Below are 26,805 nucleotides of genomic sequence, written 5' to 3' on the forward strand. Positions count from 1 at the left end.
GCCTTTCCTCGTCGACGCGACGACTCACCCCGAGATCGAGAGACAGCCCGTGACCTCACAGAAGCACCCTGCGACCCTCATCCCCGGCGACGGCATCGGCCCCGAGATCGTGGACGCGACGCTGCGCGCCCTCGACGCGCTCGGCGCGCCTTTTGAATGGGAGACGTGCGTGGCTGGCATGGCCGGCGTGAAGGACGCCGGCGACCCGCTGCCGCGGGCCACGCTCGACAGCATTCACCGCACGAAGCTCGCGCTCAAGGGGCCGCTCGAGACGCCGATCGGCGGCGGGTACCGCTCGTCGAACGTGCGCCTGCGGCAGGAGTTCAAGCTCTTCGCCAACGTGCGCCCCGCGCGGACGCTCATCCCGGGCGGTCGCTACGAGAACATCGACATCGTGCTCGTGCGGGAGAACCTCGAGGGTCTCTACGTGGGGTTCGAGCACTACATCCCGATCGGCAGCGACGAGCAGGCGGTGGCGATCGGCTCCGGCGTGAACACCCGGGTCGGCTCGCGCCGCATCGCCGAGTTCGCCTACGACTACGCGGAGAAGCACGGCCGCAAGAAGGTCACCATCGTCCACAAGGCGAACATCATGAAGGCGCTCACGGGCATCTTCCTGGAGACGTCGCGCGAGGTGAGCAAGGGCTACGAGGGACGCGTGGCGACCGACGAGCGGATCGTGGACGCGTGCGCGATGCAGCTCGTGCTGAACCCGTGGCAGTTCGATGTCATCGTCACGACGAACCTCTTCGGGGACATCCTCTCGGACGAGATCGCGGGCCTCGTCGGCGGCCTCGGCATGGCGCCGGGGGCGAACATCGGCCAGCACGCCGCGATCTTCGAGGCGGTGCACGGCTCGGCGCCGGACATCGCCGGCAAGGGCGTGGCGAACCCGATCGCGCTCATGCTCGCCGCCGCGATGATGCTCGACCACGTGGACCACCGGGAGCTCGCCGGCCGCCTGCGCGCCGGGATCGACGGGGCGCTGAACCTGGACGGGGTCCGCACCCGCGATCTCGGCGGCAAAGCGGACACGAAGACGCTCACCGACGCCATCGTGGCGCGCATCAAGAACGGCTGAGCGGGCGACGTCAGCACGGCGGATCTCGCCCCTTCGCCGCGGCGCAGGCCGCTGTGGCCCGCGGGGTCAGCCGCGGCCCGAGGGCGCTTCCGGGAGGGGGAGCGTGAAGTGGAAGGACGTCGTCTCGTCCAGCTCGCTCTGCGCCCAGATCCGGCCGCCGTGCGCCTCGACGATGCCTTTGCAGATGTAGAGCCCGAGGCCGGTGCCGGGCGGTCGGCCCCGGGACGGGGGTGACGAGAGCCGCTGGAAGCGCTGGAACAGCCTCGGCAGCTCGTCCGGGGGGATGCCCGGTCCGCGGTTCTCGATCGCGACCTCGACCTCGGCGTCGCGGAGAGAGAGCGTCACGCGGGTCGGCGCGTCGGGATCGCCGTACTTGGCGGCGTTGAGAAGGAGGTTCCCGAGCACCTGATCCATGCGCGCCTCGTCCACGAGGACGAGCGGCGCGGCCTCGTCCGCCGTCAGCACGATCGCGCGATCGGGCCTCTCAGCGGCCGCGAGCTCGACGTTCGCGTGGAGCAGGGCGCGCACGTCCGTCGGCTGCCGCTCGAGGGAGAGGTGCCTCGCCTCGATCTTGGAGGCGTCGAGCAGGTCTTCGGCCATCCGATCGAGGCGGCGGACGTTCGACAGGATCTTCTGGGTCCACGCCGTTGCACCAGCGGACTCGGGCAGCCGCGACAGCATGCCCGCGTAGGCGGAGATCGCGGAGAGCGGTTGCTTGAGGTCGTGCGCCACGAGGGAGGTCCACTCCTCGCGGAGCCGCTGGATCTCCCTGAAATTGGTGACGTCCTCATAGCTCGCGATGGCCCCATGGATCGCGCCGCCCTCGCCCCGGATGGGCCCAGCGCTCACCACGACGGGGACGTAGCTCCCGTCCGTCCTTCGAAACCACAGTTCCTTACACGTCGTCCCCTCGCCACGTGCCGCGCGAACGAGGGGCATTTCAGGCAGCAGGAGCGGCCGTCCCCCCGGTTCACACAAAAGCGCACCTCGCCCCATATCCAGCGCCTCGAGCGGGTGTGGCCCGCCGCAGAGCTCCTGGCAGCGGCGGCTCGCGAGGAGCGAGGGACCGCCGCGCTCGTCCAGGATGGCGATGGCGACAGGGAAGTCTTCGATCACGCTGCGCAGCCATCGCCGCTCCTCCGCGAGGCGCCACTCGACCTCGTGCAAAGCAGCTTCGGTGGGCCCCGGCGCGTCCGCGCCCCGCACGTACTCGGCGCCCCCGGGGCGCGTTCGCGCGCCCGCGGTGGGCTCGGCGCCCGCGAGCGCGAGCGCGAACAGCGCGCATAGGGCCTGCACGCGCGGCAGGATCTCCTGGAAAGGCGCGCTGCGGCTCCCGAACGCGCAGAAGAGGACGCCGAAGAGCCGGTCTGCGCTGAGCAGGGGCGCAGACAGGACCCAGCGGGGCCTCGTGCTGGCCGCGAGCGCGCTCAGGTCGGAGAAGCGCTCGCAGGCGGCCTGGTCGACCACGGCATGCTCGATGCGGCGGCTCTCCGCGGCGCGCAGCACGAGGGACGACATGCCCGTGAGGTCCGCGAGCTGCGCGGCGACCGCGCTCGGCAGGTTGGAGGAGGCGACCAGCCGGATCGGCCGCGCGTGGTGCTCCACTGCAGCGCCGTAGAGGAGCGAGAGGTCTGCGTTGAGCAGCCGGGCGGCTTGCTCGGCGATGATCTCGCGGAGCGCTTGCGGCTGAAACTTCCCTGAAAGCGCGGCGGCCGCCTCGACGACGACCTTGGCGAGCTGGGCAGCGGCGGATTCAGGCTCGCCGTCGTTGTCGCCGAGTTGGTCGTGCGCTGAGATTCCCGCCACGCTTTCCCTCGCCGCCATGCCCATAGCACCTGCGCTGGCACGCGCCGTTCCACGAGCGACGCGCCCTGCCTGCTCCCAGGGTACAGTATGCGCAGTGCGTCGAGGGAAGGCTCGTGTGCCTGCGCAGCGACGACTCGCGCCGAGCGCCGAGAGAGGAGCGCGCAGACTGGTCAGCGGGAGGGGTCGAAGCGGCGCTTCGCCCAGCTCACGAGTGGGCTGTTGTCCCGGGTCCGCACAGCGCCGGGCGCGCCGCGGCGTTTCCGCCAGTCGCCCTCGCGGACGCGTCGGCAGCCGGCCGCCTGCTCCATGGAGAGGAGATAGGCCTGCGCTTCGCGGCCATCGGCGAGGCGGATGGTTGCTCTCCGGTGCAAGACCGGGTGTCCGCGGTGCACGTCGAGCGCGGCCAGCGCGGCCGGAGCGATGGCATAGAGCTCGCCGGTCACGGCGATGAGCCCTCCCTGGACGAGGGCGCCGCTGGTGCCGAGGTCGACGAGCGCGTACTGCGGTGTCGTGGTCGCCGCACCGAGCGGGCGAGCTGATGCGAGCCATTCGTGTTGCTCCTCGCCCGTCATGAGGTTGTCGTAGACGAAGAGGACGATCTCGTGGGTAGTCATTGGCGTGGTCCTCGGACGGGCTCTGCGGCCCGCCTCAGACGCTCGCAAAGGGAGGGCGCGAGCGCAAGGCTCGTCGGAGCGACGCTGGCGAGGCCGTGATGATCATGTAGCTCCAGAGGAATGTTGCACCTGCGCACCTGCGGCGAGCTGCGTTTCCCGCGAGCGACTCGCCAGTTCCAAGGAGCATCCACCAGTTCCGACAGCACCTCATGCGCGCTCGACGCTCGCGTTCGATGGGAGTTCGAGCGCAGTCTTGCGCACAGCCCCCAATTCTCCTGTCCAGCGCGAATGCGGCTCTCATTCGACCGAGCATTCACCCTCTGGGAAGGCGACATCCATTTCTCGGAGGCGACCTCGATCCCTCCCCCCATCGATTCAAGATCACCTCGCGCTGAACGAAGATATCTATGGTCGCCAGGTTCGATAAACCGGCCGCAAGCCGACTCAAATCATCGCAACTCTCTATGTCTCGACGACCCCGCCCTGACCCGGCACCGCCCTCACCGCGAGCGCGCACGGCAACCGCTCCTCGCCGTCGCCCCCTCTCCACCACCGGATCCCCCTCCCCCTACCGCCGTAGCGCCGGCGGGAGGGTCCACGCGGCGGGGGCGGGTGGGCGCGGCGAGCACCGACCGAGGTGCCATAAGGTCGCAGGGGGCTCTACGTCTCAGGCGCGCCTTATGTGGCGCGCAACACAACGCCCCAGCAGGCATGGCCCGAAGGGAGACATGCCGGGTGGTGTTCTCAGCGCAAGCGCCTCGGTCCCCGTCTTGGCGGATGGCCGAGCGCCCGCCCGCCCCCGCCGCGTGGACCCTCCCGCCGGCGCGGCCCACCGGCCCGCGGGTTACCAGCTAACGAGGAACTGAAGCGTCTCCGCCCCCCGCACCTCGACCGAGATGGTCGGCTTGGCGCCGTACCCCATGACGAGCGCCTCGAAGTTCCCCAGCGGGTACTCCAGCGTACCCCGGTGGCAGCTGATGTCGATCTGCACCTCCGACGGCCCCAGCTGCCGCGCCCTGGCCAACGGCCCCTTCACGAGCGCGCCCAGGCTGCCCGTGTAGCGCATCAGCGCGGCGCCCGGGTCGGTCGCGAGGTGCATCGTGATCCGGCCGAGCGCGCTTTCCCTGAACGCCCCGACCTGCTGCCGCGCGAGGCGGCGATAGCCTTCCCGCGAGCTCCGGTTCGGGTGGGAGAGACGCGCGGCCGCGTCGTAGAGGCGCAGGAAGTCGCGCGTCGGATAGTCCGAGAACGGCAGGTAGAGCCCCCCCCTCGGCGGGCTCGACAACGTCGACACCACCTGAGCGAAACGCTCCCCGAGCGTCGCCGCCAGCGCGTTGAAGAACATCCCCTTCATCGCGTAGGACTCGGGGACCCCCGCCACCACGGCGTCGATGTCGATGTTGCCGAGGAGCGGATCGGAAGGCCGCACCTCGAACGAAGCTCCGTTCGGCCCGACAAGCAGCCCCTCTGTGGACGGTGCGCTCGGCGGCGCGACGCTTCGGGGCATGGCGCGCATGACACCGCTCTTGGGAATGGGCGTCTCGTTCGCTTGCCGGCGCTGGTCGCTGCGGACCTCTTTCATAGGGAGCTCGCCGCAAAAAAAGACTCAACACAAAGGCCGCTTGCGGCAACCGCCGCAGCGAAGGGCACACGACCCATCTAGCAACGGCCATGCCGACCACTCACTGAACGAGTCACCGCGTGAACCCGGGGTTCATGCCAGATTTCCCTTGCATGGATGAAACGCTGGTTCAGCGGTGCAACCGCGTGGAGATGACCGGGACGGTGTCGTTCTCCGCTCCCGCCGGCGCACGCGTCTGCGGCGGCACACACTTCCCAGCGTGCCGAGCCGAAGGAACAGCGCGTCAATGCGCCGTGAGGCTCGCGTCAAGTTGCCTCGAGGCTCGCCTCGACGTGCCTTGAAATTCGCATCGATACGCTCCACGACTCGCCTCGACGCGCCGTGAGGCGTCGCGTTGACGCACCCGGAGTGCCGATCTCGCGGAGCTCCGCTCGCGCCGCGGAAGCTCCTCGGCCCTGAAGAACCGTCGAGCGGCGGCGGCTTCACGCGAGCACCGGCGAGCATCGCGTGCGCCTGCCCACGATGAATCTGGTGGACGACGAGGTGGACCTGCGCGCTCCCCACGCGCTCGACCTGGACGTGGTCCGCGTGCAGAAGCCGCACTTCGGCCGCGCAGAAGCCGCACTTCGGCCGCGCAGAAGATGCACCTCGGCGTCGAGCGTGGGGAGCCTCTGGTTCGACCGGGCGTCGTGCTCTGCCATCGATCGAAGCGTGGGGAGGGGGTTCATGCGCGAGCGTTTCGCGCCTCGCTCGCGCCCATACATCGAGCGAGGCTGCTGACCGGACGCTGTCAGCAGCGCCGCCCTAGGATGCCGGCGTGTGGGGCAGGACCCCCGAGGAGGACCTCATGAACACAGGACTGGGTGGCGTGATCGTCTATGTGCCCGATGCGGTGGAAGCCGCCGCGTTCTACGAGCGCGCGTTTGGCTTCGAGCGCAGCTTCGTCTCCAACGGCAAAGAATACTGCGAGCTGAAGGGCAAGGTGCCGCTCGGGTTCGTGCAGGAGGACTTCGCCCAGAAGGGCCTCCCCGAGCTCGCGAAGAACCGGCCAGGGGAGCGCCCCGCCGGGCTCGAGATCATCGTCACGAGCGAGGACGTCGACGCGGCGTTCGCGCGCGCCGTGAAGGCCGGCGCTGCGCCTGTATCGGAGCCCCACGACAAGCCGTGGGGACAGCGCGTCTCCTACGTTCGTGACCTGAACGGCGTCCTCGTGGAGATCTGCTCGCCGTGGACCTCTCCATGAGCTCGCCGCAGCTCACCCCATGAGCTCGCCGCAGCTCACTTCTTGAGCTCGCACGGACCGTGCGGCTGCGAGCGATGCAGCGCGCCGTCCGCTGCCCGCTGCAAGAATGCGCTCGTCTCCCTGACGGTGGTTCTCCTGACAGGCTTTTACGGCAAGTCCTTGCCGCGCCTGACACGGCCTGCTTAACCTCCGGCCGTGAACGCGAACGGACGGACACGGGTGCACCTGCTCGTGGCAGCAGCGATCGCCCTGCTCGCGGCCGGCCCCTCGGGGCTCGGCGGCGGGCCCGTCGCGGAGGCCAAGGAGCCGGCCCGGGGAAAAAAGGCGAAGAGCTACGAGTGCCGCGTGCAGAGCCCGCAGAAGTTCCTGAAGCGGCGCACCTTCGTGCAGAAGGGGATGCTCAACCCGACGAAGCACGCCAAAGCGGTCCGCTACCTCGCCGAGCACTACGGCCACGTCGAGACCGACGAGACGCGGCGCCACAACTCCGAGAGCGCCCACTCCCAGGCGACGACCGTCCAGTTCATGGGCCTCCCGCTCTCCATCCACGAGAAGATCGCGCCCGCGCTCCACTGCGTCGAGAAGCGGATCCGCTCGACGTGCACCCGCAAGTCCCGCCGCTACACGCCGCGCGCGGTCGGCGGGTTCCGCACGGCGAACAGCTACCGCGGCGCCGAGATCTCGAACCACCTCTTCGGCATCGCCATCGACATCGATCCCGACCGGAACCCGTGCTGCGGCTGCGTCGACCCGTGGCCCACGAGCCCGCTGTGCCAGGAGAAGAAGCGCACTGCCTACGAGCGCACGGCCCTGTCCCGCTGCTGGATCAAGGCGTTCGAGCGCTACGGCTTCGACTGGCTGGGACACGACGACCTCGAGGACACGATGCACTTCGAGTTCCTCGGGGATCCCGACCGGATCAAGAAGAAGTAGCGCGCGGCGATCACGCGCCGCGGCCGCCCCCGCGCCGCGAGAGCCGCCGCGCGCGCCGCTCCGCCGCGGCCTCGGCGAGGCGGCGATCGTCGTCCGTCTCGAGGACGATCGGCGGCACCGCGGTCGGCCTGAGCGACGCGTCGACCGCCACGAACGTCACGAAGGCCGTGACCATGGGCCAGATGGCGCCCGTCATCGCCTCCTCTCCCTCGACCGACACCAGGATCTCGAGCGACGTGCGGAAGGTCGCCGTCACCCGCGCGGCCAGGCGGACGACCTGACCGACCTTGATCCCATGATCGAACGAGAGGTCGTCGATGCCCGCGGTGACGACCGCGCTGCCGGTGTGCCGCTGCGCGCAGATGGCGGCGCACAGGTCGATCCACGCGAGCACCTGCCCGCCGAAGATCGAGCCGAGCGCGTTCGTGTGCGTCGGCAGGACGTACTCGGTCATCGTCGTGACCGACTCGGAGACGCGCTTCTCGTGCAGGGCCTTCACCCGGCATGCGTATCACGGGCGCCCCCCCGCGCCAGAGCACGCCGGCCCGCCCGGATCACCCGGCCTCAGCTGGAGGTCGAGGCCCTGCCCGGGCTCGGGAACGACGGCTCTTCGGGGGTGGGCGAGCGGCCAGGGCTCGCGTTGACCGACGACTTCGTGGGGGCCGACTGGCCCGGCGGGCCCGTCGGGAGCGTGGGCTCGTCCTCCAGGCGCACCGACGTGACCTTCAGCCGCCCGAAGATCGCCTCGGCCTTCTCGTTCATCGCCACCGCCTCGCGCCGCGCCGCCATGTTCGCCACGAAGCTGCGATCGGTCGTCAGGAACCGCGCGTAGGCCTGGAACGTGCGCGCGAGCTCGAGCTCGTTCCCCGTCTCCTCGAAGATGCTCACCGAGCGCGCGAAATACGCGCGCGCGCTCTTCGTGTGCGCGCTGCCCCAGCCGCCCGCCGCCGTGATCTCGCCGAGCGTCCGGAGCGCGATGCCGAGGTGCACCTTGCTCCGGACCGACGCGAACAGGTCCACCGCCCGGCTGATCGAGTCGCGCGCCTTCTCCAGATCGCCCCGGAGCATGTAGGCCTTCCCGAGGGCGCGCCGCACCTCGGCCAGGCCGAGCCGGTCGCCGAGCCCGTCGCAGAGCTCCTCGGCCTGCTGCAGCACGCGCACCGCCTCGTCGGGATCGCCGCTCCGGTAGAGCGTCCCGCCGATGTTCGTCAGGATCAGCGCCGTCCGGTTGCGATCGCCGACCTGCCGCGCCACCTCCAGCGCCTCCTCGAAGAGCTCGAGGGCGTGGCGGTGATCGCGCTGGTCCTGCGCGATCATGCCGAGGTTGTTCAGGCTCATCATGACGCCGAGCAGGTCCGAGATCTCGCGCCGGATCGCGAGCGACCGCTCGAACGTGTTGAGCGCCTGCTTGAACTCGCCGGAGTCCTGCAGGGCGAGGCCGAGGTTGTTCAGCGACAGCGCGATCGAGCGGCGATCCCCCATCCGCTCGCGGCGGGCGAGCGCGTCGCGCAGCCATTTCAGCGCCTCCTGGTACTCGCCCCGGAGCCAGTGCAGCTTGCCGATGTCGTCGATCGTCGAGGCGATCCCCCGCTCGTCCCGCGCGCCCTCGAAGAGGCGGAGCGCGGTCGTGAGGTGCTTGCCGGCCTCGTCGAGCGAGCCGCTCTCGCGGTAGAGGCGCCCGATGCGGTTGTGCGCGGCCCCGCCCTTGCGCCGGTTGTCGAGCCGGTAGGCGAGCGTCAGCATCTCGCGGAACGCGGCGAGCGCGTCGTCGATGCGCCCGGCGAGCTGGAGGACGTCGCCGTAGTCGTGGAGCGCGTCGATGCGCCGCGCGACGTGCGCGTCGCCGAGCAGCGAGAGCCCGCGCGCGTAGTACTCCGCCGCCTTCGCGTTCGAGTAGCGCCCGCGCGCCACGTCCCCGGCGTCGAGCAGCGAGAGCCCCGCCCGCACCGCGTCGCCGATGCGCTCGCGGTGCGTCGCGAGCTCGGCGAGGAACTCCTCGCTCGCGCGCACCGCCACCTGCTGCTCCAGCCACTCGGCGATCGCGTGGTGGTACCGCCGCTGCGCCGCGGCGCTCATCCGCTTCTGGAGCGCCTCGCGCTCCTTGGCGTGCACGAACACGTACTCGTCCGAGCCCGCGAAGCTCGTTTCGCTCTGCTTGCGCAGGTAGCCGCGGTCGCACAGCGAGCGCAGCGCGGCGTTGATCCGGTCGAGATCCTTGTCGCTCTGCTCCTCCCCCCACAGCTCGGGGGCCTGGCAGCCGGCCCTGCCGAGGACGAACAGCGCGCCGCTCCAGAACACCGGGCCGATCGTCGCGGCCTGCTCGAGCAGCTGCCGGCCGTCGTGATCGAGCGCGGCGAGGCGGACGTTCACGGCGTCCTCGACCGTCATCGGCAGGCGCGCCGTCGACAGCTTCCCGAGGTGCACGCGCCAGCGCGGCCCGCCCGCGGAGTCGGGCGAGAGCTCCTCGATCACGCCCTGCTCGTGGCAGATGCGGACCATCTGCTCGAGCAGCGCCGGGTTGCCGTTCGCGAAGGAGCAGGCCGCCTCGACGAGCTCCGACGGCACGCCCGGCTGGGGCTGCGAGTCGGGGCGCTTCACGTCGACGCCATCGACGGCGTCGACGACGTCGATGATGACGACGGCGTCGCTCCCGCGCGGCGCGCAGGGCGCGAGCAGCGCCCTCGCCATCTCCGCCGCGGCGGCCTCGCCGAGCGGCGTGAGCTCCAGGAGCGCGTGGCGCCGGTCGCCGACCTTGCCCCAGTCGTCCTGGCGGGTGAGCAGCTCGGGGCGGGCGGCGCAGACGATCAGGACCGGGCCCGTGAGGTACTCGATGAGGTAGCGCAGGAGCGCGAGGGAGTCGTCGTGGGCCGCGTGGAGGTCCTCGAAGACGAGGCACAGGGGGCCGTGGACGGCGTCCGCCTCGAGGAACGCCTTCAGGACGGCGCGGCGGATGAGGTCGGCCTGCGCGGGATCGTCCTGCACCGCGCGGGTGAGCGGGCTGTCGCCGAACGCGAGCCCGATGAACTGGCCGAGGAAGTAGATGACGTCGCCGACCTTGCGGTCGCCCATCACGTGGGCGACCTGCGAGCGGACCTCGGCGCGGGCCGCGTCCTTGTCCATGCCGTCGGAGAGGCCGAAGCGGGCGCGCAGGAGCCGGGTGAAGACGCCGTACGCGGACGCCATGTCGCCGGTGCTGCCCGAGGTGACGCGCAGCGCGGCGGAGCCCTGGCGCCGCCGCTCGAGGAACTCGCGCACGAGCCTGCTCTTGCCGATGCCCGGCGGGCCGACGAGCGTCACGGTCCGCGTGGAGCGCTCCCTCTCCACCGCGTCGAGCGCGCGGGCCAGGGCCGACAGCTCCGCCTCGCGCCCGATCAGCGGCGCGAGGGCGGGCGGCGCCGCGCCAATTGCACTGTCCTCTCGGCTCATCTCCTGGCCTCCACGTCCCCGGGTGCCGCAGCGCCGGACACGATGTCCGGAGCCTATACCAGGTTCGGCTTCGGTGGCGTGTGCGGTAAGCTGCCGGGCGTGGACGGCGAGGGCACGGGGACGTCGGGGAGCACGGCGCGCAGCGCCGCGGAGATCCGCGGGCGCATCACGGCTTGCTTCAGCCTGGCCGAGCTGCGCCGCTTCGCGGAGGAGCTCGGCGTGCCGGACATCCCCTGGGAGCGGGGGATCCAGGGAGCGGCGTACGAGCTCGTCCGGCGCTTCGAGCAGCGGCGCGAGCTCGGGCCGCTCGTCGACAGGCTCCGCGCGGCGAGGCCGCTCGTGGAGTGGCCCGACACGCCGACGGTGCCGTCCGCCGCGTCGAGCGAACCGGCGCACACGGACATCCCCCGGCCGGCGCCGCTGCCGAACCTCTCGCCGATGGTGGCCCCATCGCCTCCCCTGGAGGTCGCGACGCTGGCGCCGCCGGCGATCGCGCCTACCCCGCGGACGCCGAACGTCACCGGGCCGCAGCCCGAAAAGGCGCCGCCGCCCGGCGCCGCGGGGCCGGCGCACCTCCCGGCCGGCTCCCCGCGCGCCGGCGCGCCGGCGCGCGGGCCGCGCCGCATCGATTCGCGGCTCGCGCTCGCCGCCCTTGGGCTCGTGGCGGTAAGCCTCATCGTGGCCTTCCTCATCGGCAGGGCGTCGAGCGCGACGGGGGACGACGCTGTGCGCGGGATCACCGCGTCCGCGAGCGCCACGCAGAGGGGCGCCCCACCGCCGGCGGCGCGGCCGGACGGGGTCGCGTCGCGCGCGGCCGCCGCGATCGACCGCAGGATCGAGAGCCTCGCGCGGGCGTGCGAGATCCAGCCCGGCTCGGCGGAGGACGTGATGCGCCGCGCCTTCGAGCGCTGCGGTCCGTCGCCCGCCTCGGCGGGGTACCGGACCACCCCGGCGCAGCGGAGCGATCCGCCTGCCACGCAGGCGCCGGACGCGCCGCCGGCGTCTCCAGGGGCGGGGCCCCGTGCGGCGGCCGCGGCTGGCCTTGCGCCCGCCGGCGGCAACACCGGGTGCCTGGGTGCGTGCGAGCGGCGACACCAGGCGTGCAGGGCGACGCAGTGCGGTAGAGAGCCAACGCAGAGCACGCAGTACCAGCGCTACCAGGGCTGCCTGTCGGATTGCCTGGAGCAGGCGTCCAAGTGCCGCCTCGGCTGCCTCTGAGCCCAGGGTGACGCGTCAGAGCGACGGACGGCTGCGGCGCATCACGTTGAGCGCGACGGTCGGCTCGTGCTCGGGGCAGCCGGTGCGACCGGACAGGCTCGGATCGAAATCGATGCGAAAGCAGGTCTTGCAGACGCAGAGATGGGCGTCGTGGAACGCGCGGAAGTTGAGGATGTCCGCGGCGAAGAGGCTCAGGACGATGTCGCTGAGCAGGTCTTCCTCGCACGGACACGGCTCCCACGGCGCGGGGCCTCCGGCGCGGCGCACGCGCCCGCCGTCGATGGCCGCGGCGAGGAAGCGATCGTCTGCGACGGGCGGCATGAAGGCGCGAAGCGAGGCGAGCACCCGGAGCCGCGCCGCGTCGACGAGCTGCTCGATCTCGGATGCATCCGGGGCCGCCGGGACCTGAGGGCCGAGCGCTACCTGCTTGGAGAAGCCCTCGGTCACGTAGGCCGGTCGCTGCATCCTCCCGGCTGCCACGAGGTGCTTCTCGAACCAGATCGCGAGCGCCCCCGCGCTCCGGGGAGGCCTGCCGACGAACGTGAGCGCCGCGAGCAGCGCGCGGCGATCGTGATCGCTGGCGATGAGCGATGCCGCGGACGGCAGCGTGGGAATCGAGGTGTGGGAGTCCTCTTGCGGCATGAACACCCCCTTGATCCGCCCCAGTCTGCCCGAGGACTTCTCTCCGGGTCCAGGCGCGACGGCGCCCAGGTCAGAGATTGCGGAACTTCCTGCAATGCATTGCGTTACCGGCTCTTTGCCGCTTTTGTAGTGAACGGCACCCGGCAGATCTCAGTCCGTGATCTTGAGCGCCCCGCTGTCGTCGAGCGCGCCGCTCGCGTCGGCGCCGTCCGAATCTGCCTCGATCTCCACCTCGGACGCAGCAGGCCGCAGGAACGACAGATCGAGGCCGCCCATCGGCTGCTGCGCCGCCGCGCGCGAGGCGGCGAGCGGCAGCGCCTCGGCGTCGGCAGCGGCGCGCGGGGCGGCGCGGCGCGCTTCCCGTTCAGGTCGCCTGTCGTCGCGGCGCGAGGGCTGCGCCGCGTCGCGCCGGCCGGCGCCGGCCTCGCGGGGCCGCTCCGGCGCGGGCGCCGCGGCGGCCTTCGGGGGGCGCGCGGCCTCCGCGCGCGCGGGCGGTGACGGTGTCCGGAGCCCCCTGTCCGTCTTCCTCGCCATGCGCGCGCGGGCATGGGAGGGAGCGTTCTTCGCGAGCTCGATGCAGCTGCCGCGCATGGCCGCGGGGCAGGAGATGCGCACGTGCATGTGGTCGTCGTGCGCCTCGGCGCCCGTGGGCTGCATCATCGCGAGCTGCGCGCGGACGAGCAGCGCGCGGGAGACGCCGATCCGCTTGGCGTGGGCGATCAGCGCGGACCGGAGCGGATCGGAGATGAAGATGTGGCTCACGCGGGCGCGGGGATCGGTGAGCAGGTGCTGCACGAGCAGCCAGTTGCGCGGCAGGTCGAAGCGCGCCCCGGGCACGTTGGTCGAGACGAGCCGGGCGTCGAACCGCAGGAAGACCGGCGCGTGGACCTGCTTGCCGCGCGCGTCGAGCGCGTAGAAGCCGAGGTCGACGTCGCGGCCGCTCTCGTGGGAGTTGTGGCGGTGGACGTCGCCGCCGCGCTGGCGCGACAGGTCGCCGACGCCGAGCACGGCGCCCGGGAAGCGCTTGGCCACGCCGCGCGCCGCGCGCTCGATCATGCCGACGAGCGCCGGCAGCCCCCAGCGGACGTCGGCGCCGGCGTAGGCGGGCACGACGCGGATGTCCTTGCGCGAGGTGTCGAGCCGCACGCCGCCCTCGAGGCGCCCTTCGTTGGGGTGGCCGACCGACGAGGCGGGCGCCTGGGGCGCGGCCTTCTTCGTGGCCGGCTCGGGCGAGCGCGGGCCCGCGTCGCCGGCGCGGGGGCGGTGGCCCGTGACGTCGTCCTTCGCGAGCCGCGCGCGCGGCGCGCGCTTCGTCGCCCCGCGCGCCTTGGCGGCAGCGGCGGCGTCCCGCGGCTTTGCTTCCGCGGTGGGGCGCGCGTGCGAGCGCGCCGGCGCATCCGGCGCCGCGGCGGCCGCCCGGGAGCCGGAGAGGGAGAGCGCCAGGATCGTGAACAGCACGGAGAGCGGTCGAGGCACACCGGTGCGTTACGGGGTTTCGGTAGGGCGGGCCAAGAAGCCGGCGCCGCCTGGCCGCGACCTCCGAGGGCCGCTCCTGAAACGTGCACCGAGCGTGCGCCGACCGTGCGCTGAACGAGCGCTGGCGGACGCGACGAGCGCCTCATGCACCCGGGACACACGCGAGCTTCCGTCGTTCGCCGGAAGCGCGGATCACCGCGCGGCGCCGTGCCGCGGCCGGCGCCGCCCGGCCCCTGTGCCGCGCTGCGGCGCCGGCGCCACGGCATACCGCGGTGGCAGCGGAGGCTTTTGCCTCGCGGCCAGTTGGGCTACCTCTCGGTCGGCCATGGACAAGGTCTACAAGAGCGCGCTGGATGCCGTGAGGGACATCCCGGGCGGCGCCACGATCCTCTCGGGCGGCTTCGGCCTCTGCGGCATCCCGGAGAACTGCATCGCGGCGCTCCGGGAGCTCGGCACGAAGGATCTCGTGGTCGTGTCCAACAACTGCGGAGTCGACGCCTTCGGCCTCGGGATCCTCCTTCAGAACCGGCAGATCCGGAAGATGATCTCGTCGTACGTCGGCGAGAACAAGGAGTTCGAGCGCCAGTACCTGAGCGGCGAGCTCGAGGTCGAGCTCACGCCGCAGGGCACGCTGGCCGAGCGCATCCGCGCCGGAGGCGCCGGGATCCCTGCGTTCTACACCCCGACCGGGGCGGGCACGGCCATCAGCGAGGGCGGGTTGCCCGTGCTCTATGGCCCGGGCGGCGCGGTGAAGAGGTACTCCGAGAAGAAGGAAGTGCGCCAGTTCGACGGCCGCGACTACGTGCTCGAGCCCGCCATCCGCGGCGACTACGCGCTCGTGAAGGCCTGGAAGGGCGACCGGTTCGGCAACCTCGTCTACCGCCACACGGCCATGAACTTCAACCCGATGATGGCGATGGCCGCGAAGGTGACGATCGCCGAGGTGGAGGAGCTCGTCGACGTCGGCTCGCTCGACCCGGACCACATCCACACGCCCGGGATCTTCGTGCACCGGATCTTCCAGGGCGAGCGCTACGAGAAGCGGATCGAGCGGCGGACGGTGCGCAAGGCGTCGGCCGCCTAGGCGCGGGGACAGGGGACACGATGGGACTCACGCGGGAACAGATCGCGCAGCGCGCCGCGCTGGAGCTCAGGGACGGCTACTACGTCAACCTCGGCATCGGGATGCCGACGCTCGTCGCCAACTACATCCCCGCGGGGATCGAGGTGGTGCTCCAGAGCGAGAACGGGCTGCTCGGCATCGGCCCCTACCCGATCGAGGGCGCGGAGGACCCGGATCTCATCAACGCCGGCAAGGAGACCGTGACGATGCTCGCCGGCTCCGCGATCTTCTCGAGCGCCGAGTCCTTCGCGCAGATCCGGGGCGGCCACATCGATCTCGCGATCCTCGGAGCCATGGAGGTCTCCGCGAAGGGCGATCTCGCCAACTGGATGATCCCTGGCAAGATGGTGAAGGGGATGGGCGGGGCGATGGATCTGGTGGTGAGCGCGAAGCGCGTCGTCGTGATCATGGATCACGCGGCGAAGAACGGCGCGCCGAAGATCCTGGACGAGTGCTCGCTGCCCCTCACCGGGCGGGGCGTCGTCCACCGGATCATCACCGATCTCGCCGTGCTCGATGTGACGCCCGAGGGGCTCGTGCTGCGCGAGCTCGCGCCCGGCGTGAGCGCCCGAGAGGTGCAGGAGAAGACACAACCAACGCTCCGGGTCCCCTCCGACGTGAAGGAGATGGACCTGCGGAGCGCCTGAGGGCTCGCCGATGACCTGGCCTGAAAAGACCCTGCCGACGACCGACGCGAGCGAGAAGCGCTCGCTGGGAGCGGGCGTGTTCCGTCGCTGCGACGGCTGCTCGCACACGCACGACGCCGCCGAGCTCGCGCGCACCTTCGAGGTGTGCTCGCAGTGCGGCCACCACCACAAGCTCGACGCCGACGGCTGGCGGAGGCTGCTGCTCGACGACGGCGAGCTCGCCGCGTGGGACGAGCACCTCGTCCCGAACGACCCGCTCCGGTTCAGCGACGGCAAGAGCTACCGGGACCGCGTCGCGGCGCTCCACAAGAAGGGCCGCGCGAAGGAGGCGATCGAGATCGGCCGCGGCAGGCTGGGCGGCCGCGACATCGCCTACGGCGCGTTCGTCTTCGCCTTCATGGGCGGGAGCATGGGCTCGGTCGTCGGCGAGAAGATCACCCGCCTGTTCGAGCGCGCGACGCGCGAGGAGCTCCCGGTGGTGCTCCTCCAGGCGTCGGGCGGCGCGCGGATGCAGGAGGGCATCCTCTCGCTGATGCAGATGGCGAAGAGCGTGGCCGCGCTCGAGCGGTACCGCAAGGCGCGGCTGCCGTTCCTGTCGGTGCTGCTCCACCCGACGACGGGCGGCGTCGCGGCGAGCTTCGCCTTCCTGGGCGACGCGAACATCGCCGAGCCCAAGGCGCTCATCGGCTTCGCCGGCCCGCGGGTCATCGAGAACACGATCCGGCAGACGCTGCCGGCGGGCTTCCAGCGATCCGAGTTCCTGCTCGACCACGGGATGGTCGACGCCATCGTCCCGCGCCTCGAGATGAAGGCGTACATCGGGACGCTGCTCCAGCACCTCACGGCCAACCGCCGGGCGCGGCGATGACCTCGGCGGCGCCGCGGCTGCCCGCGCTGCTCGAGGCGCTCGGGCAGCGGGCGCCGCGGGGGATGGAGCTCGGGCTCGGCCGGGTCCGCGAGGCGCTCTCCGCGCTCGGCGATCCCCACGAAGGCCTCCCCGCGGTGCACGTCGCCGGCACGAACGGCAAGGGCAGCGTGTGCGCGATGGTCGAGTCGATCGCGCGCGAGGCCGGGCTGCGGACCGGCCTCTACACGTCGCCGCACCTGTCCCGCTTCGCCGAGCGCATCCGCGTCGGGGGGGAGATGATCGGCGACGCGGCGCTCGAGCGCGCGCTCGCCGCCGCGCTCGAGCGTGTCCCCTCGCCGCTCACGTTCTTCGAGGCGCTGACGGTGGCCGCGTTCGTGGCCTTCCGCGAGGCGGACGTCGACCTCGCGATCCTCGAGGTGGGCCTCGGCGGGCGGCTCGACGCGACGAACGTGATCTCGGCGCCGCTCTGCACGGCGATCACGTCGATCGCGCTCGACCACCAGGCCGTGCTCGGCCCGACGCTGGCGGACATCGCCCGCGAGAAGGCGGGCATCCTCAAGCCGGGCGCGCCCGCGGTGCTCGGCCCGCTTGATCCGGAGGCCGACGCCGCGATCGAGGCGGCGGCGCAGGCGATCGGCGCCGGGCCTCGCCTCCGCGTCGCGCGGGCGGAGCGCGCCGGGAGCGCGGGCGAGATCGCGGTGGGGCGCGGCGGTCGCGGGGCGCGCGCGGCGCGCGTCGCCGGGCCGGGGCGCCGCGAGATCGAGGTGGAGCTCGGCCTCCGCGGCGCGCACCAGGCCGAGAACGCGGGCGTGGCGTGCGGCATCGCGTGGCAGCTCGCCGGGCGGTGGCCCGAGGTCGAGCGGGCGCTCGCGGGTGGGCTCGCCGCGGCCCGCTGGCCCGGTCGCCTGGAGCAGATCGACGCGGGCGGCGCCCGTGTCCTGCTCGACTGTGCGCACAACCCGCACGGCGCGCAGGCGCTCGCGGCGTGGCTCGATGAGGAGGGTCCGGGGGCAGCGCTCACCACGCTCGTGTTCGGCGCGATGGCCGACAAGGGGTGGGGCGAAATGCTACAGATGCTCGCGCCACGAGCGCACCGTCGGCTCTATGTGACGCCGAAGGGCCGCGCGGCCGCCTCGCTCGATGCGCTGCGCGACGTCGCGCCGGGCGAGGCGATCGGCGATCCGCGCGCCGCGGTGGCGCGCGCGATCGAGGCCGCCGAGCCGGGCGGGCTCGTCGTCGTGGCCGGCTCGATCTACCTGGTCGGCGAGGTGCGCTCGGCGCTGCTCGGCATCGCGGCGGATCCGATCGTCACGCTCTGAAGCGGGCGCGAGCAGCGCGATGTGCAGGCGCGTCGCTGCCGCCGGCGCGCGCAGCGTGGCACGGGCGATGCCGTCCTCCGCGGCATGGCGTTCAGGAAGCGGCGTTCTCCGGTGCTCTTCTCTGCGGCGGCCCTCGTGGCGGCCGCGCTCGCGCGGACGGCGTTCCGCGCCCTGCGGCAGCTCGATCTGCGCGGCCGGGTCGTGGTCGTCACGGGCGGCTCTCGCGGCCTGGGGCTGCTGCTGGCCGAGGAGTTCGGCCGGCACGGCGCCCGGGTGGCGATCGCCGGCCGCGACGCGGAGGCGCTCTACCGGGCGGAGCAGCGGCTGCAGGCGCTCGGCGTCGAGGTGCACGCGGCGGCGTGTGATCTCGGCGACCGCGCCGCGGCCGAGGCGTTCATCGACGGCGTGGCGAGGGCGTTCGGCCGGATCGACGTGCTCGTCAACAACGCCGGCGTGATCCAGGTCGCGCCGATGCAGGACCTCCGGGTGGAGGAGCTCGACGAGGCGATGCGCTCGAACTTCTGGAGCGCGGTCCACGCGACGCTGCGCGCGCTGCCGCACCTGAGGCGGCAGGGGCGCGCGGCGCGCATCGTGAACGTGGTGTCCATCGGCGGGCGCGTCGCCGTGCCGCACCTGCTCGGGTACAACGCGTCGAAGTTCGCGATGATGGGCTTCTCGGAGAGCGTGCAGGCGGAGCTCACGCACGGCGGCGCGAAGGGCCCGCGCGTCACGACGGTGATCCCGGGGCCGATGCGCACGGGGTCGATCTACAACGCCGCGTTCGGCGGCAGCCCGCAGCACGAGTTCGGCTGGTTCGGCCTGGCCTCGTCCCTGCCGATCGCGACGATCGACGCGCGGCGCGCGGCGCGGCGGGTGGTGGCGGCGGCGCGCGAGGGGCGCGCCGAGGTGAAGCTCGGGCTGTCGTCGCACCTGCTGAGCTGGGCGCACGGCATCGCGCCACAGGCGACGGTGAGGCTGATGGGCCTCATCAACGCGCTCCTTCCGCCGCCCGGCGGCGGCGAGGGCACGACGAGGGGCCGAGACCTGCGCACGCCGGCGCAGGGGTCGGTCTTGCTGCGCCTGAGCAACGAGGCCGCTCGGCGCAACAACGAGGCGCCGCCGGAAGCGGCGCGATAGCGACCGCGCTGCAACAGCGGCGCGATAGCGACCGCGCTGTAACAGCGGCGCGATAGCGACCGCGCTGCAAACACGGCGCGATTAGCGACCGCGCTGCAAACACGGCGCGATTAGCGACCGCGCTGTAACAGCGGCGCGGTAGCGACCGCGCTGCAAACACGGCGCGATAGCGACCGCGTCACCGTCGCCGCGGCGGCGATTGGCCGTAGGCCTTCTTGGCAAAGGTTGCTAAGGGTGGTCTCCTCAGCCCCACACCACAGAGAGGGACCGTGCCGAAGCACACCAAGAAGGATCCTAGGGAGGGCGCTCCGTCGGCGACGGGCGAACCGCAGAAGCAGGCCGCAGGCCGCAAGCTCTTCGGCACCGACGGGGTGCGCGGCGTGGCAAACCAGCCGCCGATGACGCCCGAGATGGCGCTGCGGCTCGGGCGCGCGATCGCGTTCGTCGCGAGCCACGGGAAGTCGCGGCAGGTGCGGGTGGTGATCGGGAAGGACACGCGCCTGTCCGGCTACATGCTCGAGACCGCGATCGCGTCCGGCGTGTGCGCCATGGGCGGGCGCGTGATGCTGAGCGGGCCGATCCCCACGCCGGCGGTCGCGCAGCTCACGCAGAGCATGCGGGCAGACGCCGGGGTCGTGATCAGCGCGAGCCATAACCCGTATCAGGACAACGGCATCAAGATCTTCGGCCCCGACGGCTACAAGCTGCCCGACACCGCGGAGGAGGAGATCGAGCGGCTCATGGAGAGCCACGAGCTCGACGAGGCGCGGGTGGTCGGGGCGGCGATCGGCAGCGCGGTGAAGCTCGACGACGCGCGCGGTCGGTACGTCGTGTTCTGCAAGAGCACGTTCCCCACGGCGCTCTCGCTCGACGGCGTGAAAATCGTCGTCGACGCGGCGCACGGGGCGGCGTACCGCGTGGCGCCCTCGGTGTTCACCGAGCTCGGCGCGAACGTGACGGCGCTCGGCGTGAAGCCGAACGGCCGCAACATCAACCGCGAGACCGGCGCCCTGCACCCGGAGCACGTGAAGGCCGAGGTGCTGAAGCGCGGCGCGGCCATCGGCATCGCGCTCGACGGCGACGCGGACCGGGTGATCATGGTCGACGAGCGCGGCGAGGTCGTGGACGGCGACGCGATCATGGCGCTCTGCGCGCTCCGGATGCTGCGCACCGGCAAGCTGCCGCGGAACACGATCGTGACGACGGTGATGTCGAACCTCGGGCTCGAGCGGGCGCTCAAGGCCCAGAACGGGCACGTCGTCCGCACGGCGGTCGGGGATCGCTACGTCGTCGAGGCGATGCGGAACGGCGGCTACTCGTTCGGCGGCGAGCAGTCGGGGCACCTCATCTTCCTGGATCACGCGACGACGGGCGACGGCATCGTGGCGGCGCTGCAGGTGCTCGCCATCATGATGGAGGAGGACAAGCCGCTGAGCGAGCTCGCCTCGAAGGCGATGCAACGGGTGCCTCAGGTCCTGGAGAACGCGACATTCGCGACGCGACTGCCGCTCGACAGCATGCAGCGGACGCGGGTCACCGTGGATCGCATCGAGAAGACGCTGGGCGACAAGGGGCGCATCCTCGTGCGCTGGAGCGGGACGGAGCCGAAGCTCCGCGTCATGGTCGAGGGCGAGGACGCGTCGACCATCGGGGCGTACGCGCTCGAGATCATCGAGGCCGCCAAGCAGGACGTCGCTGGGGCATCGGCGTAGCCAGGGGCGTGGCTAGGGCTGACCGGCCCCCGGAGAGGGTGTCCTCTGCGCGGGGTGGGGGCCCCGCCGAACTCGGCGCACGGATGGATCATCCGGCGTTGCCGGATGATCCATCCGTGCGCCTCAAACATCGGCCCATCCCCCACCCCGCGCAGAGGACACCCTCTCCGGGGGCCTACGGCTGTCTTGGGGACGCCACGGCGCTGGCTAAAGCGCGCGGCGCATGAAGAGGTCTTCCAGCGTCTCGCGGCGCGGCGCCACCTCGACGACCTGCGCGCCCGCCGCGAGCGACGCCTGCAGCACGTCGCGCACGCGCGCCTCGCCCTCCACATCGACCACCACGACGTCGCCCCGGCGCGTGGTCGCGAAGCCCTTCGCGCCGAGATCGGCCAGGAGGCGCTCGCTCGCGCCCGCCAGCGTGACCTCGGTGCGCAACACGTCGCCCCGCAGCAGCTGGCGGATCGCGCCGCTCACCACCACCTGGCCCTCGCGCAGGATCGCCACGCGATCGCACATCGCCTCGACGTCGCTCAGGATGTGCGTCGAGAAGAAGATCGTCCGGCCCTGATCGCGCTCGGCGAAGATGAGATCGCGCACCTCCTTGCGGCCAACCGGATCGAGGCCGCTCATGGGCTCGTCCAGGATCAGCATCTCCGGATCGGCGACCAGCGCGGCCGCCAGCCCCGTGCGCTGCAGCATCCCCTTCGACAGCCGGCGCACCTGACGATCCGCGGCGTACGCGATCTTCACCTGATCGAGCACCTCCATCGTCCGCCTGCGCAGCGCCGCGCCGCGCATCCCGGAGAGGCGGCCGCAGAGCTCCACGAACTCGCGCGGGGTGAGGTAGGGGTAGACGTACGGGTTCTCCGGAAGAAAGCCGATCTTCCGGCGCGCCTCGGGCGACGGCACGCGCGCGCCGAACAGGTACGCCTCGCCGCCGGTCGGGGCGATGAGGCCCGTCAGCATCTTGATCGTCGTCGTCTTGCCGGCCCCGTTCGGCCCGAGGAAGCCGAAGATCTCGCCGCGCCGTACGCCGAAGCTCACCCCCTTGACGGCCTCGACCGCCTTCCGGCGCAGGAACCCCACCTGGAACGTCTTCAGGAGGCCGCGGACGTCGATCAGCAGCTCGCCGTCCGGCGCCCCTTCCCCGACGGAGCTGGCCGGCGCGGCACCCGGGTCGCGCGGCTCGACGATGCGCTCGGCTGCGTTGCTCATGCGCCCTCCTCCCCCTCGGGGATCTCGCCGGGCGCGCCGTCCCCCGGCCGCGCCCGGCCACGCGCGTTCGCCGCGCTGTACTCGTGCAGCTTGTACTGGATCTTGCGCGGGCTGATCCCGAGGATCGTCGCCGCCTTCGAGGTCGAGCCCTTGCACGCCTCGAGCGTGCGCAGGATCGCGTAGCGCTCCAGGTCGTAGATGGTGCTCCCCGGGACGCGGGGCATCGCGTCGACGGATTCGGCCGGCTCGGACGACATCTGCGCCGGCAGGTGCCGGAGCTCGATCCGCGCGCCGTCGCAGAGCACCGCCGCCCGCTCGATCGCGTTCTCCAGCTCGCGCACGTTGCCGGGAAACGAGTAGGACGTCAGCGCCGACAGCGCCTCGTCGGTGAAGCCCTCGATGCGCTTGCCGTTCTCCTGCGCATAGCGGCCGAGGAAGAACGTCGCGAGCTCGGGGATGTCGCTCCGGCGCTCGCGGAGCGGCGGGATCTCCAGGGTGACGACGTTGAGCCGGTAATAGAGGTCCTCGCGGAACAGCCCGTCGGCGATGCGCTGGCGCAGATCGCGGTTCGACGCGGCGAGGATCCGCACGTCGACCTTGAGCGTCTCGTTGCCGCCCACCCGCTCGAGCGTCCGCTCCTGCAGGAAGCGCAGGAGCTTCACCTGCGTGGCGAGCGGGATCTCGCTCACCTCGTCCAGGAACAGGGTGCCGCCGCTCGCCTGCTCGAAGCGGCCCTCGCGGCGGCCGACGGCGCCGGTGAAGGCCCCGCGCTCGTGGCCGAACAGCTCGCTCTCGAGGAGCGACTCGCTCAGCGCGGCGCAGTTCAGCCGGACGAGCGGCGCCTTCGCCCGCGGGCTGGCGCGGTGGATCATCTCGGCGATGAGCTCCTTGCCCGTGCCCGTCTCGCCCACGATCAGCACGCTCGCGCGGCTCGGGGCCACCTGCTCGACCAGCCGCAGGACCTTCGCCATGCTCGGGTGGCTCGCGATCACGTGCCCGAACGCGTTGCGCTCGCGCAGCCGCTCGCGGAGCCGCGAGTTCTCCTGGAGCAGCCTCGCCCGCTCCACCGCGCGCTCGACCACGACCGCGAGCACCGAGAAATCGAGCGGCTTCGTCAGGTAGTTGTACGCGCCCTTCTTCACCGCCTCGACCGCGCTCGAGATGGTGCCGAACGCCGTCATCACGACGAAGGTCGCGTCCGGCAGCGCGAGCTGTGCCTTCTCCATCATCCGGATGCCGTCGAGCCCAGGCATCTTCAGATCGGTCAGGACCACGTCGGGCGCGAACTCCTCGAGCTTGCCGAGCGCCTTGAAGCCGTCGGCCGCGGTCTCGGTCGTGTACCCCTCCTCGCGGAGGATCTCGGAGAGCGCCGCGCGCGCGTTGGCCTCGTCGTCGACGATCAGGATGCGCCCCCGGGATGCCATGGTGATGGCTTTCCTAGCATGCGCGCCTGCCGGATTGGACGGCTGCGCGGCGCCGGCCGAGCGGCGGCGGGGCGGCGGGGCGCTCTGGTCGAGCACGTTTGCGACCGGGGTGCCCGCGCGGCGGCGCAGCGCCGTGACCCGCGCAGAGGAGGCCGAAAGGCGCGGCATCACCGCGCGGCGATGCCGTACTGATCGAGCCGCGCGGCGCGCCTGTCGCGGAGCTGCTGCCAGCGAAAACCGCTGTTTCACGCGCCGCCCGGAGTGATACAACGGGCCGCGCGCGAGGTCTCCACCGTCCCGATTGGCGGGCGTTTCCTTGTTCGACCTCGCGGGTGAGGCTCGATGCATACGCTTCGGAAGGTGTTTGCCGACAGGCCCCGGCGCGCTGCGCTCACGGCGCTGCCGCTCGTCGGCTCGCTCACGCTCGCGGGCGCTGCCGAGGCGCAGCAGCCGCAGCCGCCCTTCGGACCGCAGCCGATTCCGGGCCAGCCCGCGCAGCCGCCCTTCGGACCGCAGCCGATGCCGGGCCAGCCCGCGCAGCCGCCCGGCGCTTTCGGGCCCGAGCAGCCTCCCGCCCAGCCCGGCCCCTTCGGGCCGCAGCCCGCCCAGCCCGGCCCCTTCGGGCCGCAGCCCGCCCAGCCCGGCCCCTTCGGGCCGCAGCCGGGCTTTCCGGGCGACGCTCCGCCGCAGTTCGGGCAGCAGCCGGGCTTTCCTGGCGACGCTCCGCCGCAGTTCGGGCAGCAGCAGCCGGGCCAGCCGCCGCCGGACGCGAGCTTCTCGTTCGGCGCGCAGGCGTCGGTCGGTGATCAGGGCCTCCAGGCCAGCGCGGCGGCGCCGAGGTCCACCGCGTGGGACGAGGAGGAGCGCGCGCTCTCCCTCACCGCACAGCCGAACCTGTGGGGCTCGACCGGCCTCCTCAGGACGTCGTACGCGGGCTCGGGCGCGCCGGGCACCTTCCGGGTGTCGTTCCTGCTCGACTGGTTCTCCACGAGCGGCTTCCTCTGCGATCCGGCGGAGTCGACGCTCGCCGGTTACCCGATCACGTGCGGTCCGGACGCGAAGGAGGACTCGGCGAGCCACGTCGGAGCGTTCTTCGCGCTGAACGCGACCCCCCTGCCCTTCCTCGAGGGGTACGCGTCGATCCGCACGTTCGCGAACGCGAACGATCAGGGTCGTCCGCGGCTGCTGCAGGTGCTCGGCGACACGACGTTCGGCGTGAAGGCGTTCACCCCGACGAAGATCGGCAAGCCGTTCTCCTTCGGCGGCGAGGCGCAGCTGCTCCTGCTCAACGGGACCGGCGAGGTCGGCCTCGCCGGCGGCGGCACGAGCGCGGTCTTCCGCGGGCTCGCGTCGCTCGATCTGCGCAAGCCGCAGGGCAAGGGGTTCCCGCTGCGGGTGAACGTGAACCTCGGCTACAAGCTCGACAACTCCGGCGTCCTCGTGGAGGAGGTCGAGAAGGCGCGCGCGAAGGCGTTCACGGACGGGCGCGAGCGGCAGCCGATCTCGCGGATCGAGCGGTTCGGGCTCGGCATCAACCGCGTCGACTTCTTCCAGACGCACCTCGGCGTCGAGGTGCCGCTGCCGAAGGTGCAGCCTTACCTCGAGTACACCCTCGACATCCCGGTGAACCGGCAGGGTTACGAGTGCCACACGAAGACCGTGTCGCGCGGCGACGTCTGCCTCGGGCTCGACGACTTCGCGTCTCCTGACCCGCAGAACCAGGGCGGACCGGGCTATGCCGCGGCGCCGTCGCGGCTGTCGCTCGGCGTGCGGGTGACGCCGTTCGAGAAGGCGTTCCGCGGGCTCTCCGGACACGCGGCGTTCGATCTCGGCCTGTCGGCGACCTCCGTGTTCATCGAGGAGGTCGCGCCGCAGGCGCCGTGGACGCTCTATCTCGGGATTGGCTATGCGTACGATACGAAGCAGAAGGAGCCGCCGCCGGCCCCTGCGCCGCAGATCATCAAGGAACCGCCGCAGCTCGTGCCGGCGCCGCAGAGCTTCGCGCGCGGCTTCGTGCACGAGCAGAACAAGCCCGACGCGGCCGTGGCAGACGCCATCGTGACGATCGAGGGCGCGGCTCAGCCGCCGTACGCGACAGGGCCGGACGGCCGCTTCCTCACGAGGCACCTCGAGCCGGGGACCTACACGTTCAACATCCGGGCGAACGGGTACAAGCCCGGCACCTGCCAGGCGACGATCCTCCCTGGCGGGGCAGCGCCGGGGCAACCCGGGGCGTTCGGCCCGCAGCCCGGCGTCTTCGGTCCGCAGCCCGGGCAGCCTGGGCCTTTCGGTCCGCAGCCCGGGCAGCCCGGCGCCTTCGGTCCGCAACCCGGACAGCCTGGGCCTTTCGGTCCGCAGCCCGGCGCCTTCGGCCCGCAGCCGGGACCCTTCGGTCCGCAACCCGGGCAGCCGGGCGCCTTCGGTCCGCAACCCGGGCAGCCCGGCGCCTTCGGTCCGCAGCCGGGACAGCCCGGCGCCTTCGGTCCGCAGCCGGGACAGCCTGGGCCTTTCGGTCCGCAGCCCGGGCAGCCGGGTCCCTTCGGTCCGCAGCCGGGAGGGCCCGGCGCTGCGCCGAGCCCGACACAGCCGCAGGGGCCGACGTTCGTGGACGTCGACTGCTCCCTCGAGGCGCTGCCCAAGACGGGCAACATCGTCGGAACGGTGAAGGACGCGGAGAGCGGGGACGCGGTCGCCGGCGCGACGATCCGGCTCGTCGACGCTGCGGGCCGCGAGCAGACGGCGACGGCCGACGGCAGCGGAGCCTTCCGTTTCCCCGACCTGCCGGCCGGCGCGGTGACGCTCAAGGTCGAGGCGCAGGGCTACATGAACCACGTCAACGAGGCCGACGTCCGGACGAGCGAGGACACGCGCGCCGCCCTCACGGTGAACAAGCGGCCGAAGATCTCGCTCGTGAAGGTGCTGGGCAACGAGATCAAGATCTCGCGGCAGATCCACTTCGAGACCGACTCGGCGAAGATCCTCGGCGACTCGAACTCGCTGATGGAGGAGATCGCGGACGTGCTCCAGCGGAATCCGAACATCCGCAAGGTCGAGATCCAGGGGCACACCGACAACACCGGCGGGCGTGAGCACAACCAGACGCTCAGCGAGGCCCGGGCGAACGCGGTGCGCGCCTGGCTGATCCGGGCCGGCGTGGACGGGTCGCGGCTGCTCGCGAAGGGCTATGGACAGGACCGCCCCGTCGCGCCGAACGTCACGCCCGCCAACAAGGCCAAGAACAGGCGCGTTCAGTTCATCATCGTGGAGAAGTGAGCCAGGTCCGCCGCCGGGCGGGCCCCGCATCCGGCCGCGCCTCGGCGTCGCTTGTCGGCGCCGGGG

The 26,805-nt window shown here is 72.1% G+C and carries 21 protein-coding genes; 12 read left to right on the forward strand and 9 right to left on the reverse strand.

The window, feature by feature from the left end:
• Positions 1 to 49: 49 nt before the first annotated feature.
• Positions 50 to 1,081, forward strand: coding sequence for an isocitrate/isopropylmalate dehydrogenase family protein (locus WMF29_RS31240; RefSeq protein ID WP_437323783.1), 1,032 nt, complete (start codon positions 50 to 52; stop codon positions 1,079 to 1,081).
• A gap of 66 nt (positions 1,082 to 1,147) precedes the next feature.
• Here WMF29_RS31240 and WMF29_RS31245 read toward each other — a convergent pair whose 3' ends face one another.
• The 3 genes from WMF29_RS31245 to WMF29_RS31255 all read right to left on the reverse strand — a co-directional run bounded on the left by WMF29_RS31245 (position 1,148) and on the right by WMF29_RS31255 (position 5,008).
• Entirely contained in the window at positions 1,148 to 2,887 is a 1,740-nt protein-coding gene (locus tag WMF29_RS31245; protein WP_437323784.1) for an ATP-binding protein, read from the reverse strand.
• A 170-nt stretch (positions 2,888 to 3,057) separates the two neighbouring features.
• Positions 3,058 to 3,501 (reverse strand): gamma-glutamylcyclotransferase family protein, encoded by a 444-nt coding sequence (locus WMF29_RS31250; RefSeq protein WP_437323785.1) that lies wholly within the window; start codon positions 3,499 to 3,501, stop codon positions 3,058 to 3,060.
• 844 nt (positions 3,502 to 4,345) lie between these two features.
• Positions 4,346 to 5,008: a DUF2378 family protein gene (locus tag WMF29_RS31255; RefSeq protein ID WP_437323786.1), complete on the reverse strand. Its 663-nt coding sequence runs from the start codon at positions 5,006 to 5,008 to the stop codon at positions 4,346 to 4,348.
• A 582-nt stretch (positions 5,009 to 5,590) separates the two neighbouring features.
• On the opposite strand from WMF29_RS31255, the gene WMF29_RS31260 reads away from it, so the two are divergent.
• The 3 genes from WMF29_RS31260 (at position 5,591) to WMF29_RS31270 (ending at position 7,259) form a co-directional block, all read left to right on the forward strand.
• Entirely contained in the window at positions 5,591 to 5,863 is a 273-nt protein-coding gene (locus WMF29_RS31260; RefSeq protein ID WP_437323787.1) for a hypothetical protein, read from the forward strand.
• 67 nt (positions 5,864 to 5,930) lie between these two features.
• On the forward strand, positions 5,931 to 6,326 hold the full coding sequence (locus WMF29_RS31265) for a VOC family protein (RefSeq protein ID WP_437323788.1): 396 nt from the start codon (positions 5,931 to 5,933) through the stop codon (positions 6,324 to 6,326).
• 195 nt (positions 6,327 to 6,521) lie between these two features.
• Positions 6,522 to 7,259, forward strand: a complete 738-nt coding sequence (locus tag WMF29_RS31270) for a M15 family metallopeptidase (RefSeq protein ID WP_437323789.1) — start codon at positions 6,522 to 6,524, stop codon at positions 7,257 to 7,259.
• Positions 7,260 to 7,269: 10 nt separating this feature from the next.
• Here the strand turns inward: WMF29_RS31270 and WMF29_RS31275 are convergent, their stop codons facing one another.
• Both WMF29_RS31275 and WMF29_RS31280 read right to left on the reverse strand, forming a co-directional pair.
• A complete protein-coding gene (locus WMF29_RS31275; RefSeq protein ID WP_437323790.1) occupies positions 7,270 to 7,758 on the reverse strand; it encodes an acyl-CoA thioesterase in 489 nt (162 codons plus the stop codon).
• Between the two features lie 65 nt (positions 7,759 to 7,823).
• A complete protein-coding gene (locus WMF29_RS31280) occupies positions 7,824 to 10,685 on the reverse strand; it encodes an ATP-binding protein (RefSeq protein WP_437323791.1) in 2,862 nt (953 codons plus the stop codon).
• A gap of 42 nt (positions 10,686 to 10,727) precedes the next feature.
• Between WMF29_RS31280 and WMF29_RS31285 the strand changes: the two genes are divergently transcribed.
• Complete coding sequence (locus WMF29_RS31285; protein ID WP_437323792.1) at positions 10,728 to 11,903, forward strand: hypothetical protein; 1,176 nt, start codon at positions 10,728 to 10,730, stop codon at positions 11,901 to 11,903.
• A gap of 15 nt (positions 11,904 to 11,918) precedes the next feature.
• Here the strand turns inward: WMF29_RS31285 and WMF29_RS31290 are convergent, their stop codons facing one another.
• Positions 11,919 to 12,545 (reverse strand): hypothetical protein, encoded by a 627-nt coding sequence (locus WMF29_RS31290; RefSeq protein WP_437323793.1) that lies wholly within the window; start codon positions 12,543 to 12,545, stop codon positions 11,919 to 11,921.
• Between the two features lie 150 nt (positions 12,546 to 12,695).
• Positions 12,696 to 14,021: a penicillin-insensitive murein endopeptidase gene (locus tag WMF29_RS31295; RefSeq protein ID WP_437323794.1), complete on the reverse strand. Its 1,326-nt coding sequence runs from the start codon at positions 14,019 to 14,021 to the stop codon at positions 12,696 to 12,698.
• Positions 14,022 to 14,346: 325 nt separating this feature from the next.
• On the opposite strand from WMF29_RS31295, the gene WMF29_RS31300 reads away from it, so the two are divergent.
• From WMF29_RS31300 to glmM, 6 genes are all read left to right on the forward strand, one after another.
• Complete coding sequence (locus tag WMF29_RS31300) at positions 14,347 to 15,105, forward strand: CoA transferase subunit A (RefSeq protein WP_437323795.1); 759 nt, start codon at positions 14,347 to 14,349, stop codon at positions 15,103 to 15,105.
• Positions 15,106 to 15,125: 20 nt separating this feature from the next.
• The gene (locus tag WMF29_RS31305; protein ID WP_437323796.1) at positions 15,126 to 15,791 is read left to right on the forward strand and encodes a CoA transferase subunit B; all 666 of its coding nucleotides are present in this window, start codon (positions 15,126 to 15,128) and stop codon (positions 15,789 to 15,791) included.
• Between the two features lie 10 nt (positions 15,792 to 15,801).
• Positions 15,802 to 16,659 (forward strand): acetyl-CoA carboxylase, carboxyltransferase subunit beta, encoded by an 858-nt coding sequence (gene accD / locus WMF29_RS31310; RefSeq protein WP_437323797.1) that lies wholly within the window; start codon positions 15,802 to 15,804, stop codon positions 16,657 to 16,659.
• Complete coding sequence (locus WMF29_RS31315; RefSeq protein ID WP_437323798.1) at positions 16,656 to 17,978, forward strand: bifunctional folylpolyglutamate synthase/dihydrofolate synthase; 1,323 nt, start codon at positions 16,656 to 16,658, stop codon at positions 17,976 to 17,978. The genes accD and WMF29_RS31315 overlap by 4 nt, the downstream gene beginning before the upstream one ends.
• 84 nt (positions 17,979 to 18,062) lie before the next feature.
• Entirely contained in the window at positions 18,063 to 19,115 is a 1,053-nt protein-coding gene (locus WMF29_RS31320; protein ID WP_437323799.1) for an SDR family NAD(P)-dependent oxidoreductase, read from the forward strand.
• A 269-nt stretch (positions 19,116 to 19,384) separates the two neighbouring features.
• Positions 19,385 to 20,827, forward strand: a complete 1,443-nt coding sequence (gene glmM / locus WMF29_RS31325; RefSeq protein WP_437323800.1) for a phosphoglucosamine mutase — start codon at positions 19,385 to 19,387, stop codon at positions 20,825 to 20,827.
• A gap of 207 nt (positions 20,828 to 21,034) precedes the next feature.
• Here the strand turns inward: glmM and WMF29_RS31330 are convergent, their stop codons facing one another.
• Positions 21,035 to 22,042: an ABC transporter ATP-binding protein gene (locus tag WMF29_RS31330; protein WP_437323801.1), complete on the reverse strand. Its 1,008-nt coding sequence runs from the start codon at positions 22,040 to 22,042 to the stop codon at positions 21,035 to 21,037.
• Positions 22,039 to 23,466, reverse strand: coding sequence for a sigma-54-dependent transcriptional regulator (locus WMF29_RS31335; protein ID WP_437323802.1), 1,428 nt, complete (start codon positions 23,464 to 23,466; stop codon positions 22,039 to 22,041). Before WMF29_RS31335 ends, WMF29_RS31330 begins: the two co-directional genes overlap by 4 nt.
• Before the next feature lie 342 nt (positions 23,467 to 23,808).
• Here WMF29_RS31335 and WMF29_RS31340 point away from each other — a divergent pair, with 342 nt between their 5' ends.
• Positions 23,809 to 26,739, forward strand: a complete 2,931-nt coding sequence (locus WMF29_RS31340) for a carboxypeptidase regulatory-like domain-containing protein (protein ID WP_437323803.1) — start codon at positions 23,809 to 23,811, stop codon at positions 26,737 to 26,739.
• The last annotated feature ends 66 nt before the right edge of the window (positions 26,740 to 26,805 follow it).

The sequence above is a fragment of the Sorangium sp. So ce381 genome (assembly GCF_051473845.1).
GTDB classification, from domain to species: Bacteria; Myxococcota_A; Polyangia; order Polyangiales; family Polyangiaceae; genus Sorangium; species Sorangium atrum.

What these genes read in the sequence shown, in the direction of transcription:
- WMF29_RS31250 (WP_437323785.1), bottom strand. Translation starts at nt 3,501, where the DNA reads ATGACTACCCACGAGATCGTCCTCTTCGTCTACGACAACCTCATGACG.
- WMF29_RS31255 (WP_437323786.1), bottom strand. Translation starts at nt 5,008, where the DNA reads ATGCCCCGAAGCGTCGCGCCGCCGAGCGCACCGTCCACAGAGGGGCTG.
- WMF29_RS31265 (WP_437323788.1), top strand. Translation starts at nt 5,931, where the DNA reads ATGAACACAGGACTGGGTGGCGTGATCGTCTATGTGCCCGATGCGGTG.
- WMF29_RS31280 (WP_437323791.1), bottom strand. Translation starts at nt 10,685, where the DNA reads ATGAGCCGAGAGGACAGTGCAATTGGCGCGGCGCCGCCCGCCCTCGCG.
- WMF29_RS31285 (WP_437323792.1), top strand. Translation starts at nt 10,728, where the DNA reads ATGTCCGGAGCCTATACCAGGTTCGGCTTCGGTGGCGTGTGCGGTAAG.
- WMF29_RS31290 (WP_437323793.1), bottom strand. Translation starts at nt 12,545, where the DNA reads ATGCCGCAAGAGGACTCCCACACCTCGATTCCCACGCTGCCGTCCGCG.
- WMF29_RS31300 (WP_437323795.1), top strand. Translation starts at nt 14,347, where the DNA reads ATGGACAAGGTCTACAAGAGCGCGCTGGATGCCGTGAGGGACATCCCG.
- WMF29_RS31305 (WP_437323796.1), top strand. Translation starts at nt 15,126, where the DNA reads ATGGGACTCACGCGGGAACAGATCGCGCAGCGCGCCGCGCTGGAGCTC.
- accD (WP_437323797.1), top strand. Translation starts at nt 15,802, where the DNA reads ATGACCTGGCCTGAAAAGACCCTGCCGACGACCGACGCGAGCGAGAAG.
- WMF29_RS31315 (WP_437323798.1), top strand. Translation starts at nt 16,656, where the DNA reads ATGACCTCGGCGGCGCCGCGGCTGCCCGCGCTGCTCGAGGCGCTCGGG.
- WMF29_RS31320 (WP_437323799.1), top strand. Translation starts at nt 18,063, where the DNA reads ATGGCGTTCAGGAAGCGGCGTTCTCCGGTGCTCTTCTCTGCGGCGGCC.
- WMF29_RS31330 (WP_437323801.1), bottom strand. Translation starts at nt 22,042, where the DNA reads ATGAGCAACGCAGCCGAGCGCATCGTCGAGCCGCGCGACCCGGGTGCC.
- WMF29_RS31335 (WP_437323802.1), bottom strand. Translation starts at nt 23,466, where the DNA reads ATGGCATCCCGGGGGCGCATCCTGATCGTCGACGACGAGGCCAACGCG.
- WMF29_RS31340 (WP_437323803.1), top strand. Translation starts at nt 23,809, where the DNA reads ATGCATACGCTTCGGAAGGTGTTTGCCGACAGGCCCCGGCGCGCTGCG.